The sequence below is a fragment of the Leifsonia poae genome, assembly GCF_020009625.1.
Classification (GTDB): domain Bacteria; phylum Actinomycetota; class Actinomycetes; order Actinomycetales; family Microbacteriaceae; genus Leifsonia; species Leifsonia poae_A.
Genome location: NZ_JAIHLP010000002.1, coordinates 2,926,952 through 2,941,542, shown reverse-complemented (window position 1 = coordinate 2,941,542; position 14,591 = coordinate 2,926,952). Strand labels below are relative to the sequence as shown.

The following is a 14,591-nucleotide window of genomic DNA, read 5'->3' as shown; positions in this document are numbered from 1 at the left end:
CAAACCGTCGAGTCCACGAATTGTCTGCGGACTCGCGCGTTTTCGGGCGACTTTGTGCGCACTCGACGGGTGGGGTGTGGATAACTTCTGCGGGCTGACGGAAGATGCGGTTGGGTGAGCGGATGCAGGGGTTCAGAACGAGAGACGCACTCGCCGCAGGTGTGCCGCGAGCTTCACTGTACGACGGCCGGTACCACCGGCCCTTTCACGGGATTCGCACGTCGACAGCGCCGACAGGTCACCTCGAGTTGTGTCGCACAGCCATGCTGATACTCCCTCCTGGGGTTGTCCTGTCGCACCGATCGGCAGCGGTCGCCCACAGAATGCCTCTCCCCCGCCGGGTTCTCCCCGTCGAGGTCGACGTCAGCGTCTTCGAGCCCGATCGTCCGCCGCGGATACGCGGGGTCACCGGCCACCAGCTCACGCCGACCGGGCAGCGCGTGGTGCAGGTCGGAGGCATGCGTGTTCTGGCTCCCGAGGAAGCCTGGGTGCAGCTCGGTAGCCTTCTCACGCCTGAGGAGCTCACGGTGATCGGTGATTTCCTCCTGACGGGCGATGAGCCGTACAGCCGGAACCCCCCACCTGTCACACGCGCCCAACTCGATGGCGCGCTTCGCCGTCACGGCCGTCACCGCGGAGTCCGGAATCTGCGGCTCGCCGCGCCGCGCATCCGCTACGGATCGCTCTCGCCTCAGGAGTCACGGCTGCGCCTGGCCCTCGAGGATGCGCAGCTGCCGTCGCCGGAACTCAACTACCGGGTTGCCGGGCCGACGGGTGAAACCGCTGCGATGATCGATCTGGCGTACCCCGCGTATCGGGTGGCGATCGAGTATCTGGGTGACCACCATCGCAGTACGGCGAAGGTCTACCGCGACGACATCCGCCGCCGCGAGTGGCTGGTCGAGCGCGGATGGGACGTCATCCTCGTGACCGCGGCCGACGCGTTCTCTGACGTGGCCCGACGGGTGCGCACCGCGCTCCGCCGATCCCTCACGAAGTAGCACCCGAGTCCACGAACTGTCTGCGGACTCGACGGTGTTTGGGAGACTTTGAGCGGACTCGACGGTCGGCGGGGATCAGGGGGGGGTCGGCGGGGATCAGTACAGCTAGGAGGCGGCGAGTTCGCGGGCGCGGGCGAGGGCGGCGTCGGTGGCGCGGGCGAACAGGGTGGCGAGGTCGGCGGTTTCGAGCACGGCGATCGCCCGCTCGGTGGTGCCGCCCGGGCTGGTGACGCGGCGGCGGAGCTCGGCGGGGTCGTCGCCGGAGGTGACGAGGAGTTCGGCAGCCCCGAGGAAAGTACCGTTCACCAGCTGAGCCGCCTGGTCGGGTGTGAACCCCTTGCCCACGGCGGCGGCGGTGAGCGCCTCGATCAGATAGTAGACGTAGGCAGGGCCGGAGCCGGAGATGGTGCTCAGCGCATCCAGCTGCGCCTCAGGCACCTCGACCACCTCGCCCACGGTCTCGAACAGGGTGCGAACCGTCTGCAGGTCGTCGGCGTCGGAGCGCAGCCCTCCGCTGATACCGGTGACCGCTTTGCCGACGATCGCCGGAGTGTTCGGCATCGAGCGAACCACCGAGATGGTGTCAGGGAGCAGGGCCTCGAACGTGGCGATGGTCACGCCGGCGGCGACGCTCACGACGATGGCGCCGGGGGTGAGGGATGCGGCGATCTCGCGCAGCAGGTCGGGCACCATCGCGGGCTTCACCGCCACGAGCACGATCTCGGCGCCGTCGACGGCGAGCCGGTTCGCTTCCGGGCGCGACGAGGTGGCATAGGCGGTCACGCCGGGGAGGTCGCCGAGCTCGGCCGCGCGCGCCTCGGCGCGGTTCGTGACGCGGATGCCGCCTTGGACCACGACGCCGGGGGCGACGAGTCCGCTGAGGATGGCCCGGCCCATGGAACCGGCCCCGAGGAGGGCGATCGTGGGGAGCGTGACGTTCTGCGTGTCGGTCATGCCGCCATCCTAGGATGGTGTGCATGAGCGCATCCGGTGGCACCAAGGCGATCATCGCGGCCTTCGCCGCCAACCTGGGCATCGCGCTCACGAAGCTCGTCGCCTGGTTCTTCTCCGGCTCGTCGTCGATGCTCGCGGAGGGCGTGCACTCGCTCGCCGACTCGGGCAACCAGCTGCTGCTGCTGCTCGGCGGACGCAAAGCGAAGAAGCTGGCCGACCGCGAGCATCCGTTCGGATACGGCAGGGAACGCTACGTCTACGCCTTCGTGGTGTCGATCATCCTGTTCTCGGTGGGTGGCGTCTTCTCGCTCTACGAAGGCTTCGAGAAGCTGTCGCACCCGGATCCGCTCGACAACTGGTGGCTGCCGCTGCTCGTGCTGGTGGTCGCGATCGGTCTGGAGTCGTTCTCGCTGCGCACGGCGGTGCACGAGTCGCGCCCGCACAAGGTCGGCATGACCTGGCCGCAGTTCATCAGACGGGCGAAGGCGCCGGAACTGCCGGTGGTGCTCCTGGAGGACGTCGCCGCCCTCACCGGTCTCGTGTTCGCCCTGGCGGGCGTCGGGCTCACCGTGATCACCGGCAACGGCGTCTGGGATGCGGTGGGCACGCTGCTGATCGGCGCCCTGCTGATCGTGGTGGCGATCATCCTCGGCATCGAGACGAAGAGTCTGCTCGTCGGCGAGGGTGCGAGCGACGCAGATGTCGCAGCCATCGAGCAGGCGGTGCTCGCCGGCCCGGAGGTGGAGCGCATCATCCACATGAAGACCCTGTACCTCGGCCCGGACGAGCTGCTGGTGGGCGCCAAGCTCGCCGTGCCGGGTGAGCACCGGCTCGCCGATGTCGCCGCGGCGATCGACACGGTGGAGCGGCGCATCCGCGATGCGGTTCCCGCCGCCCGGGTGATCTACATCGAACCGGATGTCTGGATCGACCCGAACGAGAAGCACCCCGCCACCGACACGATCGTCATCAAAGGTCTCGAGTAGGCGGAGCCGCGCGCTCCCGACGGGAGCTGACCGGTCAGCGCTTGGCGCGGAAGAAGTCGAGCAGCAGTTCGGCGCAATCCTCGGCCAGCACGCCCGCATAGACCTCGACCCGGTGGTTGAGGCGGCGGTCGCGCAACACGTCGTAGACCGAGCCCGCCGCGCCCGCCTTCTCGTCCCACGCGCCGAACACCACGCGCGGCACCCGTGCCGCCAGGATCGCCCCCGCGCACATGACACACGGTTCGAGCGTGACGACGAGGGTGCATCCCTCGAGGTGCCAATCGGCCCGGGATGCGGCGGCCTCGCGCAAGGCGAGCACCTCTGCGTGTGCGGTCGGGTCGTGGTGCAGCTCCCGCTCGTTCCGCCCGCGGCCGATCACGACCCCCGCCTCGTCGAGCACGAGCGCAGCGACCGGAACGTCACCGGTTCCGAACGCCGCACGGGCGTCGTCGATGGCGCGGCGCATCCAGTCGTCGTAGTCGGCGGGAACGGCGAGGCTCAAACGGGATCTCCTGACACAGATGTTCGGTAGCCTTGAGCCTATGCGCGTTCACGTGGCCGACCACCCTCTCATCACCCACAAGCTCACGGTGCTGCGCAACAAAGACACCCCGTCTCCTGTTTTCCGCGCTCTCACCGAGGAGTTGGTGACGCTGCTCGCCTACGAGGCGACCCGCGCGGTCAAGGTCGACCCGGTGCAGATCGAGACGCCGGTCACCAGCACCATGGGTGTGACGCTGCGTCAGCCGCGCCCGCTCGTCGTTCCCATCCTGCGCGCTGGGCTCGGGATGCTGGAGGGCATGGTGCGCCTGATGCCCACCGCCGAGGTCGGCTTCCTCGGCATGGCCCGCAACGAGGAGACACTCGAGCCGACCACCTACGCCGAGCGTCTGCCCGAAGACCTCAGCGACCGTCAGTGCTTCGTGCTCGACCCGATGCTCGCCACCGGCGGCTCGCTCGGCACGGCCATCGAATTCCTCTTCAAGCGCGGGGCCGTGGATGTCACAGCCATCTGCATCCTCGCCGCCCCCGAAGGCATCGCCGCGCTCGAGAAAGCCACCGAGGGTCGCGACGTCACCATCGTGCTCGGCGCGCTCGACGAACGCCTCGACGAGAACGGCTACATCGTGCCAGGCCTCGGGGACGCGGGCGACCGCCTCTACGGCACCGTCTGACCACCGAGCGAGTCTGGACATCCGCCGAAACATTTCGTCATCATTTGACACGGCGCGTCACTGTTCGCTTTACTTGCGGGTATGACTGACAACTCGCGTACCCTGACCTCCTTCGAGGCCCCTGGGGATGCCGGCATGATGATGCCCGGCAGCGCTTCGGTCATGTGTTGCCGAATGTGTCGCTAATCTGACGACTCTTCGCCGAACCAGCCGGCCGCCGACCCACTGAGTCGAGCCAGGCCCTTGGTTCCCCGGATGCGCCACACTCACGCATCCGTTCACCGGCCGAATTCTGAAGGCCCAACACAGAACACGCGAATCCCCGCACCTCGTCACACTCATCGCCGGATACTCCGGCTCGGACGGGAACGCCGATCGGCGGCAGCGGATTCCCAGCATCATCACAAAGGACTTCATCCCATGTCTCTGGCAACCATCGACACCGATTACGCTCCCGCCCGCCGCCTAGCCGCCGCCCCCGCGCCGGCCGCAGCCCCCGCCCCGGCATCCGCCGCCCCGCAGATCCGCGCCGTGCCGAACGGCACCGAGGCCCGCGGCTTCGTGCTCTACGTCGGAATCGACGAGGCGAAGGCCGCCGCTGCCGGCACCGATCTGGGCCGCATCGTCGAGGCGCTCAAGCGCCTGACCGCCGAGATCGCCCCCGCCGCCGAAACATACGCCGCGGTGGCCCTCGCCCCCGAAGGCGCCGGCGGACGCGACGTGGACGTGGTGCGCCTCGCCCTGCAAGACCCGGCTGCGATCGCCAAGCACCGCCACACCGCCAGCATCGACGACGACGACGACCGCGCATCCGGCGGTGTCGTCGTGGACATCTCACGCAAGCGTCTGCTGCTCGACAATCAGACGGCCGCACTCACGTACAAGGAGTTCGAGCTGCTGCAGTACCTGGTGCTGCGCGAGGGACGCACCATCGAGCGCACAGAGCTGATCTCATCGCTCTGGGGTTCGGCCGACGACGAGGTGCCGAACGAGCGCACCATCGACGTGCACGTTCGTCGCCTGCGCGCCAAGCTGGGCCGGTACGAGGACATCGTGCGCACGGTGCGCGGGGTCGGCTACCGTTTCGACCGCCACGCCGACGTCTCCATCCGTCACGCCTCCGCCCCCTCCCCCGACCTCTTCTAAACCCTCCTCCACAGCACCCGAGTACACGAACTCTCCGCGTACTCGACGGTTTCTGGGCGAAGTTTCGTGTACTCGGCGGATTCTGGGCGAAGCGAGGCGGACGGGGTCAGGCGGACGGGGTCAGGCGGACGGGGTCAGGCGGACGGGGTCAGGCGGACGGGGTCAGGCGGAGCGTTGGTAGGCGCGGAAGGCTGAGGTCGCCCATGCGGCCATGACCACGGTGAGTGCGGCCAGCAGACCCACGTGCCCCCAGAGGGACGCCCAATCCGGGGTGGAGCTGAGCGCCTGGCGACCGACGATCACCGCCCACTCGAACGGGTTGAACGCCGCAACGTTCTGCACCCACTCGGGTGAGAGCTTGGTGTTCATGATGGCCGAGCTGAGGAACATCAGCGGCAGAGTAATGATCTGCGAGATACCGATCAGCGCCGTCTGATCGCGAGCGAGGAGCGCGACGGCGTTCGACAGCGAACAGAACACGGCTGTCAGCAGCACCACCGCCAACAGCAAGAGCACGATTCCGGTGAACCCGCCCTCGAACCTGGCACCCGCCCAGAACGCGATCCCCAGAACGACGAGGGATTGGCAGATCGCGAGGATCGACTGGTAGACGAGGGTCGAGACGATCAGGGCGGCATGGTTCGTCGGCGAGGTGAGGAACCGGTCCATCACCCCACGCTGCATGTCCTGGATGTACACCGTCCCCGACCAGGCACTGCCGAACAGGGCCATCATCATCACGATGCCCGGAGTGAGGAACTCCAGGTAGCTCTGGCCGTTTCCGAAACCGGGGATCTGCACGACCGCCTTGAACAGCTGCCCGAACAGCAGCAACCAGATGATCGGCTGGATGAGGTTCATCACCAGGAAGGCCGGCATCCGCCAAGCCGCGCGAAGCTGACGCCCGGTGAGGATCGCCGTGTGGGTGAGGAAGGTCGGTGCGTACGAGGTGCGGGCGCCGGCGCCCGAGCCGATGGCGGTCATGATGCGTTCTCCAGTGCGAGGTTCTGCTCGGCGCGCTCCTGCGCCTTGCTGAGGGTGCGGCCGGTGTGCCGCAGATACACATCGTCCAGGCTGGGCCGGGCGACGGTGGCGGAGGCGACCGTCACGGCGGCGGCCTCCAGGGCGGCGAGCGCCAGCGGAAGGGTGGCCGCGCCGTTGTCGGCGCGGGCGCGCAGCGTGCGACCGTCACCGCCCACTTCTCGGAGCGCTTCCACCCGTTGCAGGGCGGCGAGCGCGGCGAACGGGTCGCCGTCGCTGGTGAGCTCGACGATCACGGCGTCGCCGCGCAGGTCGTTCTTGAGCTCTTCCGGCGTTCCTCCGGCGACGACCGTGCCGTGGTCGACGATGGCGAGTCGCTTGGCGAGCCGATCCGCCTCCTCCAGGTAGTGGGTGGTCAGCAGCACCGTCATATGCTCGGCCCGGGTCATCCGCTCGATCTCGGCCCAGAGTTCTGCGCGCGCCTCCGGGTCGAGACCGGTGGTCGGCTCGTCGAGGAACAGCACCTGGGGCCGATGCATCAGCCCGATCGCCACATCGAGCTTCCGCGCCATTCCGCCGGAGTACGTCTTGACCTGCCGGCCGGCGTGCTCGGTCAGGGTGAACCGGTCGAGCAGTTCGGCGGCGCGGGCGTGCGCCTCCCGGGCGGTCAGCCCTTGCAGCCGCCCGGCGAGCACGAGGTTCTCGACTCCGGTGTCCATCGGATCGGCGACCGACTTCTGCGCCACGAAACCGATGGCGCGCCGCACCCGGCCCGGATGCCTCCGCACGTCGATCCCTGCGACGCGGGCTGTTCCCGAGTCGGCCCGGGCGAGCGTGGAGAGGATCTTGATGGTGGTGGACTTGCCCGCGCCGTTCGGTCCGAGCAGACCGAACACGGTTCCGGATTCGGCCGCGAAGCTGAGCCCGTCGAGAGCGCGGACAGGGGTCTTGCCCCTCCCCGCCTTGTAGGTCTTGACGAGGTTCTCGGCGATGAGCGCCGATTCCCCCGCCGGAGTGTGCTGAGCCACGATGGCTTCCTTTCGGTGAAAGCCGTTCGTGAGCACCCGCGCAGTACCATTGAGTGGACCCTCGGTGACTGTTGACGCAGGTTCCTCACGGAACGACTGGGGTTTGGATGGCCGGAGAGTTGCCGCTCTCCGGCCATCACCTTGGTGAGTGGTGATTCACGAGCTGAACAGGTCGGCCACCTCCTGCCCGAAGTCGCCGGCCTCGATCATTCTCTGGATCTCGACCATGCTGAGGCCTTGGGCGAGCAGCTCGTGCAGGCCCTCCCACATCTCGATACCGCCCACTTCGCGCTCCCGGATGCGTTCGGCCAGCCCGGCGATGTAGTCGCGCTCGGCCCGCAGCATCGCGAGTCTGAGGTGGAACTCCACCATGAACAGCTCCGGCACGGCCGCCGCCTCACCCGTGAGGCTGAGCTCCCGGGCCGCGATGTCGGCACCCAGCCGCTCGGCGCGCTTCTCGAGCAGTTCGAGGGCTTCGTCGGGCGGAAGCATGGTGATCAGCGAGAGTCCGGTCTCGATCGCCGGGTACTCCTTCGCCGGAGTGTCGATGAGCTCGCGCAACCACTCGTGGGCTTCGCGTCGGCCCGCCTCCGTGATCGCGTAGACGATGCGCTCCGGCCGATTGCCTTCGCGCTCGGTCTGCGCCACCACGATCAGTCCGTGCTTCTCCAGTGTCTTGATGACGGAGTAGAGGGAGCCGAAGTTGAGGCGGATGCTGTCTTCTTTGCCGCGCTCGCGCATGGAGGTCGTCATCTCGTACGGATACATCGGCCGCTCCCACAGGCAGGACAGCACCGCAAGGGCCAGCGGGTTGGAAACAGGACGCTTCGACATAGTCACCTCCAAATACTTGACTCAGAGTATTCGCATTCGAGTGATATGTCTAGAGCGGGGCGAACCTGTGAGATCGCCGACCGCGAGGTGAACCTTCGTCATATTCCGGCGCCTCGGCCGTCTCCCTCTCAGAACGCGCGAAGCAGGGAGAACACGAATGACCGACGACCGACCCGACGATCGACCCGACGACCGCACGACGATCACCGTCTATTTGACGCGCGAGCTGCGCAACCGAGCACGCGCGGCCTATCGCGCGACGGCCGACCGGGAGGGCGACCTCAGCTGGTCGGATTTCGTCGCCAAGGCCGTGCTTCTCGAAGTGGAGCGTCGGGAACAGGAACACAACGCGGGCCGGACCTACGAAGGAAGCACCCTCCCCCTCGGCGCCGGTGCACCCACGCGAAGGCGCTCCCCGGCCGATCCCGACATCCCGACGGCCTGAGAAAACCCACAGAGACGAATCCATAGGACGCGCAGAGAAAACTCGCAGCAAAAATAACGAACAGGTAACTAGCGGCCGTTACCTCTTCGTTATATAGTTCAAGAGCGTTAGTTGTTTGCTGTGGCAGCCAACGCGGAATGTGATTGCAGGACACTCTTGGTGCAAGGGAGAGGGCCGGCCGCTAGCCTCTGCGGCCGGCCCTCAATCTCTTAACCCGTGCACGAAACCCGTGCGGGCACCGATGCCGGTGTCGCCGGGTGGTGAGATGATGCGAATGCATTGAGATTTCGGCAATGCTCCGTCCCAGGGATCGGCGCAAGGCATCAGGAGGCAGTGGGATGCGCACACAGGAACGCGTGAAGGCACGACCGAACGCGGTGTCGGCCTGGGAATCGTTGTTCCGCGCCCAGGTCGCGGTCATGCGCACGCTCGCCGCCGAATTCCCCACGAAAGACATCTCGTTCAACGAGTACGACGTGCTGTTCAACCTCTCACGGCAGCCGAACCGCGAACTGCGACTGCGCGACCTCAACAAGCACGTGCTGCTCACCCAGCCGAGCGTGAGCCGCCTCGTCGACCGTCTCGTGGCCCGCGGCCTGGTGGACAAGTGCCCCGAGCCGACCGATGCGCGCGGCACCGTCATCCGCCTCACCGACGAGGGATTCGAGCTCTTCCGACGGGTGGCCGTCGAGCACATGAGAACGATCACCGATCGGGTCGGCGGCAGGCTCGACCCCGACGAACTCGAACGGCTCGTCGAGCTCTGCGATAAGCTGCGTGACGGCGCCTGACCCTGCCCGAACACGGCGAGAAACGGCACACGCTGACCGATCGCCGGGCGTCGCGCCACCTTCACCCCGTATCATGACGCCATGAATTCTTCGGGACGCCGCGGCTGGGGATGGGCACCCGCACTCCTCGGATTCGTGGCACTCAGCACGGTCGCGGGTGTGCTCGCGGCCGCCGCCGTGACACCGGCCGTCGCCCTCACCGGCTCGGCAGCCGACTCCACCATCGGCGTCTTCGACGGCCTGCCCGAATACATCAAGGTCGATCCGCTGGCCCAGGCGTCGACGATGTACGCCACCTCCCAGGGCAAGCCGGTGCCGATCGCGAGCTTCTACTCCCAGAATCGGGTCGAGGTCGGCTGGGACGATATCGCGCAGAACCTCAAAGACGCCGCCGTCGCCACGGAGGATCCACGCTTCTACGAGCACGGCGGGGTCGACGTCACCGGCACCATCCGCGGCGCCCTGCTCACGGCGTTGCACAAGAACGTGCAGGGCGGTTCGTCGATCACACAGCAATACGTGAAGAACATCCTCGTGCAGCGGTGCGAGAACAAGCAGCCCGATGTGACGGCCACCGCCAAGGTGCAGAAGAAGCAGCTCGCGGTATACGAAGCCTGCTACAACGACGCCACCGAGGTCGACCCGGCTCGCAAGCTCAAAGAGATGCGCTACGCGATCGGCCTCGAGAAGCAGTACACGAAGAACGAGATCCTGCAGAGCTACCTGAACATCGCCCTGTTCGGCGGACGCGTCTACGGCGTGCAGTCGGCGGCGGAGTACTACTTCGGCGTCTCGGCGAAAGCACTCACCCTCCCGCAATCGGCGACGCTCATCGCCATCCTGAACAACCCGGACAACCTGCGCATCGACCAGCCGACGAGCAAAGTGAACGGCGCCGCCAACGGCTACGCCGCCACTCTCGAACGACGCAACTATGTGCTCGACCGGATGCTCGCCAACGGCAAGATCACCACAGCCGAGCGGGATGCGGCCAAAGCCACAAAGGTCGAACCGCACATCACCTCCGTGCAGAGCGGCTGCATGAACGCCCAGAAGTACCACGCCGGCTTCTTCTGCGACTTCGTGGAGCGCACGATCGAACAGAACCCGATCTTCGGAAACACAGACGACTCGCGCACCAGCTTCCTCAACCGCGGCGGCCTGAAGATCTACACCACGCTCAACCTCGACCTGCAGGGCTCCGCACAGAACGCCCTCAGCGCCTACATCCCACCGACCAGCCCGAACCTCGACCTCGGGGGCTCGAACGTCTCGGTCGAAGTCGGCACCGGCCGCGTGGTCACGATGGTGGAGAACAGGGCATACGACAACACGGCGACACCGGGCCCGGGCACGACCTCGGTCAACTACAACACCGACTACGCCTACGGCGGCTCGGAAGGGTTCCAGACGGGTTCGTCGTACAAGGCGTTCGACCTGCTCGAATGGCTGCAGGAAGGGCACTCCCTCTACGAATCGGTGGACGGAACGAAGCATCTGTTCCCGCAGTCCGCGTTCCACGAGAGCGCACCGTGCAACGACCTCGGCGGTCCAGCGTGGCCGGTCTCCAACGACGAGGGCGAGTCGGTCAGCAGCACCAGCGTGATGAATGGCACGGCGCAGTCGATCAACACGATCTTCGCGATGATGGCCACCAAGCTCGATCTCTGCGGCATCAAGCAGCGCGCCCAGGATCTTCTGGTGCACGGCGCCGACGAGGCTGCGAACCCGTTCAGAGCGGTTCCGGCCGCGACTCTCGGCACGAACTACATCGCCCCGCTGACGATGGCCACGGCGTACGCCGGAATCGCCAACAACGGCGTGGCCTGCAGCGCGATCGCCATCGACAAGATCGTCAATCCCGACGGCACCGACCATGCGGTGCCGAAGAGCGTCTGCTCGACGACCCCCATCGATCCGAACGTCGCAGCAGCGGCCATCTACGCCCTGCAGGGCGTGATGACCAACGGCACGGCGACCTCGGCGAATCCTCGAGACGGCATTCCGATCTTCGGGAAGACCGGCACGACCGACAATTCGCTTGAGAACTGGCTCGTCACCTCGACCAGCAAGATCGCGCAGGCCACCTGGGTCGGGAACGTCTCCGGTGATGTTCCGCTCCGCAGTCAACGGTTCCAGGGCGTCGGCGGCGGCGACGTGAAATTCTCGATCGTCAAGCCGATCGTGACCGCGCTCAACGCGGTCTACGGGGGTGCGGCCTTCCCGAGTCCGAGCGGCAAGTACGTCACGCGGCCGGTCGCGCCGAAACCGGCGACACCGGCGCCGGGAACACCGACACAGCCAGGAACACCGACCAAGCCGGGCAACGGCGGCGGCGCTCCCGGGAACGGCAACGGCGGCAAGGGGCACTGAGGCGGCGGCCACCCGGCCGACCGCCCGAATTGCCCGGCTGCACCGAAGACGCGTCGCCTATTGTGGTGATGTGGGACGCACACCTGATCCGAATCGGAAGCCTGAGCTGCTCGGCCGCATCATGGACCACGTCGCGACCGAACCTCTGTCGCGGATGACCTTCCGCAGTCTCGCGGGCGCGCTCGGCGTGAGCACGTACTCCTTCGTGTACCACTTCGGTTCCCGGCAGGAGATGATCGACGCGATCCTCGAAGAAGGGGTGCGGCAGCACAGTGACGGTGTCGCCGATGTCGATCTCGCCGCGTTCGACCGCATCCAGTTCGCCGATTGGTACAAGGAGTCGTTCCGGCATTCGCTGCGCGACGACAACCGCACCGGGATGCGCCTGCAATTCGAGGCCGGCGCCCTAGAACCGATCGACCCCGACATCGGCGAACGCATCACGCTCTCCTTCACCCGGTGGCGGGACGCGGTGGCAGCCTGGCTCGTCGGCCAGGGCGTCGAGACCGAACGCTCCGCGGTGCTCGCCCACTGGCTCGCCGACACCGCGGCCGGCCTGCACTTCGGCTTCCTCCTCAGCGGTGACCACACCAGGACCGTCGCCGCCTTCGACCTGTTCGTGGCCTCTTTTCTGCGCGAGGCGTTCGAGGTCTGAGCCCTCAGCCCCGCTTCGGCGGCGTCAGGCGGTGCGAAGCACCAACGCCTGCCACGGCGCAAGCGAACCGTCGACGGCGCGCGTGCCGTTCGGCAGATTGCCGAGCACGAACTCCGCGCCCACCCACTCCGCGGCCGAAGGCAGCTCGTATTCGGCGGGTTCGCCGCTGAGGTTCACCAGCACGAGGAGCCGCACGCCGTTCAGCTCGCGCGTGAACGCGAAGAGCTGCGGATGCTCGCGCAGCACCAGCTGCAGGCTCCCGTCGGCGACGACCGCCTCCCGGTGGCGCAGATCGATCAGTGCCCGGTAGTACGCGAACACCGACTGCGGATCGGACCTCTCGGCGACCGCGTTGACCCGAACGAAGTCGGGATTCGGGGCGATCCAGGGAGTTCCTGTCGTGAAACCGGCGTTCGCTTCGGCCGACCACTGCACGGGCGTACGCGCGTTGTCGCGACTGGTGCGGCGCAACGCGGCGAGCACATCGGCAGGGTCTGCGCCGAGAACGCCGACCGCCTCGGCGTAGTGGTTGAGCGACTCGATGTCGCGGAAGTCGGCGATCCCCTCGAACGGCACATTGGCCATCCCGAGCTCTTCGCCCTGGTAGATGTACGGCGTTCCGCGCTGCAGGTGCAGCACCGTGGCGAGCGCCGTGGCCGAATCGCGACGCCGGGCGCCGTCATCGCCGAACCGGCTGACGACCCGGGGCTGGTCGTGGTTGTTCCAGTAGAGGCTGTTCCAACCGGTCTCGGCGAGACCGTCCTGCCATTTGCCGAACGACTTCTTGAGGTCGAGCACGGAGGCCTCACGGTGATCCCATTTTCCGCCCGGCCCGTGGTCGAGGTCGACATGCTCGAACTGGAACACCATGTCGAGCTCGCCGCGGGACGGGTCGGTGAACAGGCGGGCCTCGTCGACGGTGACGCCGGGCATCTCGCCCACGGTCAGATAGCGGTCGTCCCGGCCGGCGAACACGCGCTCGTGCATCTCATGCAGGAACTCGTGGATGCGCGGCCCCTGCCCGTAGAACGGGTACCCGTCGCCGAACAGCGCGCCCGGGGCGACGGCGCCGTCGGGCAGGCTCGGAACCTTCGAGATGAGGTTGATCACATCCATGCGGAAACCGTCGACCCCGCGGTCGAGCCACCAATTCATCATCTCGTAGACCGCATCCCGAACGGCCGGGTTCTCCCAATTGAGGTCGGGCTGCTTGCGCGAGAAGAGGTGCAGGTAGTACTCGCCGCTGGCGGGGTCGAGCTGCCAGGCCGAACCGGAGAAGAACGAACCCCAGTTGTTCGGCTCGGAACCGGGTTCGCCGGCCGTCGCACCGTCGCGGGGCGCGCGCCACCAGTACCAATCGCGTTTCGGGCTGTCGATGCTGCTCGCCGATTCGACGAACCACGGGTGCTCGTCGGAGGTGTGGTTGACCACGAGATCCATCACCAGCTTGATGCCGCGCGCGTGCAGCCCCTCCAGCAGTTCGTCGAAGTCGGCGAACGTGCCGAAGGCGGGATCGATGGCGCGGTAGTCACTGATGTCGTAGCCGTTGTCATCGTGCGGGGAGGCGTAGATGGGCGACAGCCAGACCACGTCGATGCCGAGCTCGACGAGGTGATCGAGATGGTCGATGACACCCCGCAGGTCTCCCACGCCGTCACCGTTCGCATCGGCGAAGCTGCGCGGGTAGATCTGGTAGACGACCGCGGAATGCCACCATTTGTCGCTCATTCGTTCACCCTAGCGACTCGCGCGGCGGCCGGATCAGGCGAGGGCGCCGCAAGCTCGTCCAGCAGGGCGGCGGCCAGCCGCAGAACGCCGCGCTCCGTCGGCGAGAGGTCGGCCAGCCGGACCGCGAGCCATTCGTCGCGCGGGCGCATCGACTCGCCGAGCGCCTCGACACCACGCTCGGTGAGCTGCAGAAGAGAACGCCGGCGATCGAGCGGGTCGGTGGTGCGGTCGACGAGGCCGGCCTCCTCCAGCTGGGCGGCGACGCGAGTGAGCGCCTGCGGCTGCACCCCATCGGCGGCCGCGAGGGCGCCCATGGCGAGGGGACCAGCGCGGTAGAGGTGCCCGAGCACGCTCAGTTTGTTGAGGCTGAGTCGCGAGGGGCGTTTGCCGCGGAGCACACGCGAAAGGCTGCTGACACCTCGACGCACCAGCACGGCGGTTTCGAGTGGATCGTCGGTCACAATCATTACGCTATCACTTAGTATTATCACCGT

Annotated in this window: 15 protein-coding genes; 8 read left to right on the top strand and 7 right to left on the bottom strand. The window is 67.1% G+C overall.

The window, feature by feature from the left end; all coding sequences use genetic code 11:
- Positions 1-323 precede the first annotated feature (323 nt).
- Positions 324-1,001: an endonuclease domain-containing protein gene (locus tag K5L49_RS14890; RefSeq protein WP_223693919.1), complete on the top strand. Its 678-nt coding sequence runs from the start codon at positions 324-326 to the stop codon at positions 999-1,001.
- A gap of 105 nt (positions 1,002-1,106) precedes the next feature.
- Here the strand turns inward: K5L49_RS14890 and proC are convergent, their stop codons facing one another.
- Positions 1,107-1,955 (bottom strand): pyrroline-5-carboxylate reductase, encoded by an 849-nt coding sequence (gene proC / locus K5L49_RS14885; RefSeq protein WP_223693917.1) that lies wholly within the window; start codon positions 1,953-1,955, stop codon positions 1,107-1,109.
- 23 nt (positions 1,956-1,978) lie between these two features.
- Between proC and K5L49_RS14880 the strand changes: the two genes are divergently transcribed.
- A complete protein-coding gene (locus K5L49_RS14880) occupies positions 1,979-2,941 on the top strand; it encodes a cation diffusion facilitator family transporter (RefSeq protein WP_223693915.1) in 963 nt (320 codons plus the stop codon).
- A gap of 34 nt (positions 2,942-2,975) precedes the next feature.
- On the opposite strand, the gene tadA is transcribed toward K5L49_RS14880, so the two are convergent.
- Positions 2,976-3,443, bottom strand: a complete 468-nt coding sequence (gene tadA / locus K5L49_RS14875) for a tRNA adenosine(34) deaminase TadA (protein WP_263298880.1) — start codon at positions 3,441-3,443, stop codon at positions 2,976-2,978.
- A gap of 40 nt (positions 3,444-3,483) precedes the next feature.
- Between tadA and upp the strand changes: the two genes are divergently transcribed.
- Together upp and K5L49_RS14865 are read left to right on the top strand one after the other, a co-directional pair.
- Positions 3,484-4,116 carry a uracil phosphoribosyltransferase gene (upp, locus tag K5L49_RS14870; protein WP_223693913.1) on the top strand — a complete coding sequence of 211 codons (633 nt, stop codon included), beginning with the start codon at positions 3,484-3,486 and terminating at the stop codon, positions 4,114-4,116.
- Between the two features lie 420 nt (positions 4,117-4,536).
- Positions 4,537-5,262 carry a winged helix-turn-helix domain-containing protein gene (locus tag K5L49_RS14865; RefSeq protein ID WP_223693911.1) on the top strand — a complete coding sequence of 242 codons (726 nt, stop codon included), beginning with the start codon at positions 4,537-4,539 and terminating at the stop codon, positions 5,260-5,262.
- A gap of 162 nt (positions 5,263-5,424) precedes the next feature.
- Here the strand turns inward: K5L49_RS14865 and K5L49_RS14860 are convergent, their stop codons facing one another.
- From K5L49_RS14860 to K5L49_RS14850, 3 genes are all read right to left on the bottom strand, one after another.
- On the bottom strand, positions 5,425-6,246 hold the full coding sequence (locus K5L49_RS14860; protein ID WP_223693909.1) for an ABC transporter permease: 822 nt from the start codon (positions 6,244-6,246) through the stop codon (positions 5,425-5,427).
- A complete protein-coding gene (locus K5L49_RS14855; RefSeq protein WP_223693907.1) occupies positions 6,243-7,271 on the bottom strand; it encodes an ABC transporter ATP-binding protein in 1,029 nt (342 codons plus the stop codon). The genes K5L49_RS14860 and K5L49_RS14855 overlap by 4 nt, the downstream gene beginning before the upstream one ends.
- A gap of 156 nt (positions 7,272-7,427) precedes the next feature.
- A complete protein-coding gene (locus K5L49_RS14850) occupies positions 7,428-8,105 on the bottom strand; it encodes a PadR family transcriptional regulator (RefSeq protein ID WP_223693905.1) in 678 nt (225 codons plus the stop codon).
- A 157-nt stretch (positions 8,106-8,262) separates the two neighbouring features.
- On the opposite strand from K5L49_RS14850, the gene K5L49_RS14845 reads away from it, so the two are divergent.
- From K5L49_RS14845 to K5L49_RS14830, 4 genes are all read left to right on the top strand, one after another.
- The gene (locus tag K5L49_RS14845) at positions 8,263-8,550 is read left to right on the top strand and encodes a ParB family protein (RefSeq protein WP_223693903.1); all 288 of its coding nucleotides are present in this window, start codon (positions 8,263-8,265) and stop codon (positions 8,548-8,550) included.
- A 338-nt stretch (positions 8,551-8,888) separates the two neighbouring features.
- Positions 8,889-9,341 carry a MarR family winged helix-turn-helix transcriptional regulator gene (locus tag K5L49_RS14840; RefSeq protein WP_223693901.1) on the top strand — a complete coding sequence of 151 codons (453 nt, stop codon included), beginning with the start codon at positions 8,889-8,891 and terminating at the stop codon, positions 9,339-9,341.
- A gap of 81 nt (positions 9,342-9,422) precedes the next feature.
- On the top strand, positions 9,423-11,714 hold the full coding sequence (locus K5L49_RS14835) for a transglycosylase domain-containing protein (protein ID WP_223693899.1): 2,292 nt from the start codon (positions 9,423-9,425) through the stop codon (positions 11,712-11,714).
- 70 nt (positions 11,715-11,784) lie between these two features.
- Complete coding sequence (locus K5L49_RS14830; RefSeq protein ID WP_223693897.1) at positions 11,785-12,369, top strand: TetR/AcrR family transcriptional regulator; 585 nt, start codon at positions 11,785-11,787, stop codon at positions 12,367-12,369.
- A 24-nt stretch (positions 12,370-12,393) separates the two neighbouring features.
- Here the strand turns inward: K5L49_RS14830 and K5L49_RS14825 are convergent, their stop codons facing one another.
- Complete coding sequence (locus K5L49_RS14825) at positions 12,394-14,097, bottom strand: glycoside hydrolase family 13 protein (protein ID WP_223693896.1); 1,704 nt, start codon at positions 14,095-14,097, stop codon at positions 12,394-12,396.
- A complete protein-coding gene (locus K5L49_RS14820) occupies positions 14,094-14,558 on the bottom strand; it encodes a MarR family winged helix-turn-helix transcriptional regulator (protein ID WP_223693894.1) in 465 nt (154 codons plus the stop codon). The genes K5L49_RS14825 and K5L49_RS14820 overlap by 4 nt, the downstream gene beginning before the upstream one ends.
- Between the last annotated feature and the right edge of the window lie 33 nt (positions 14,559-14,591).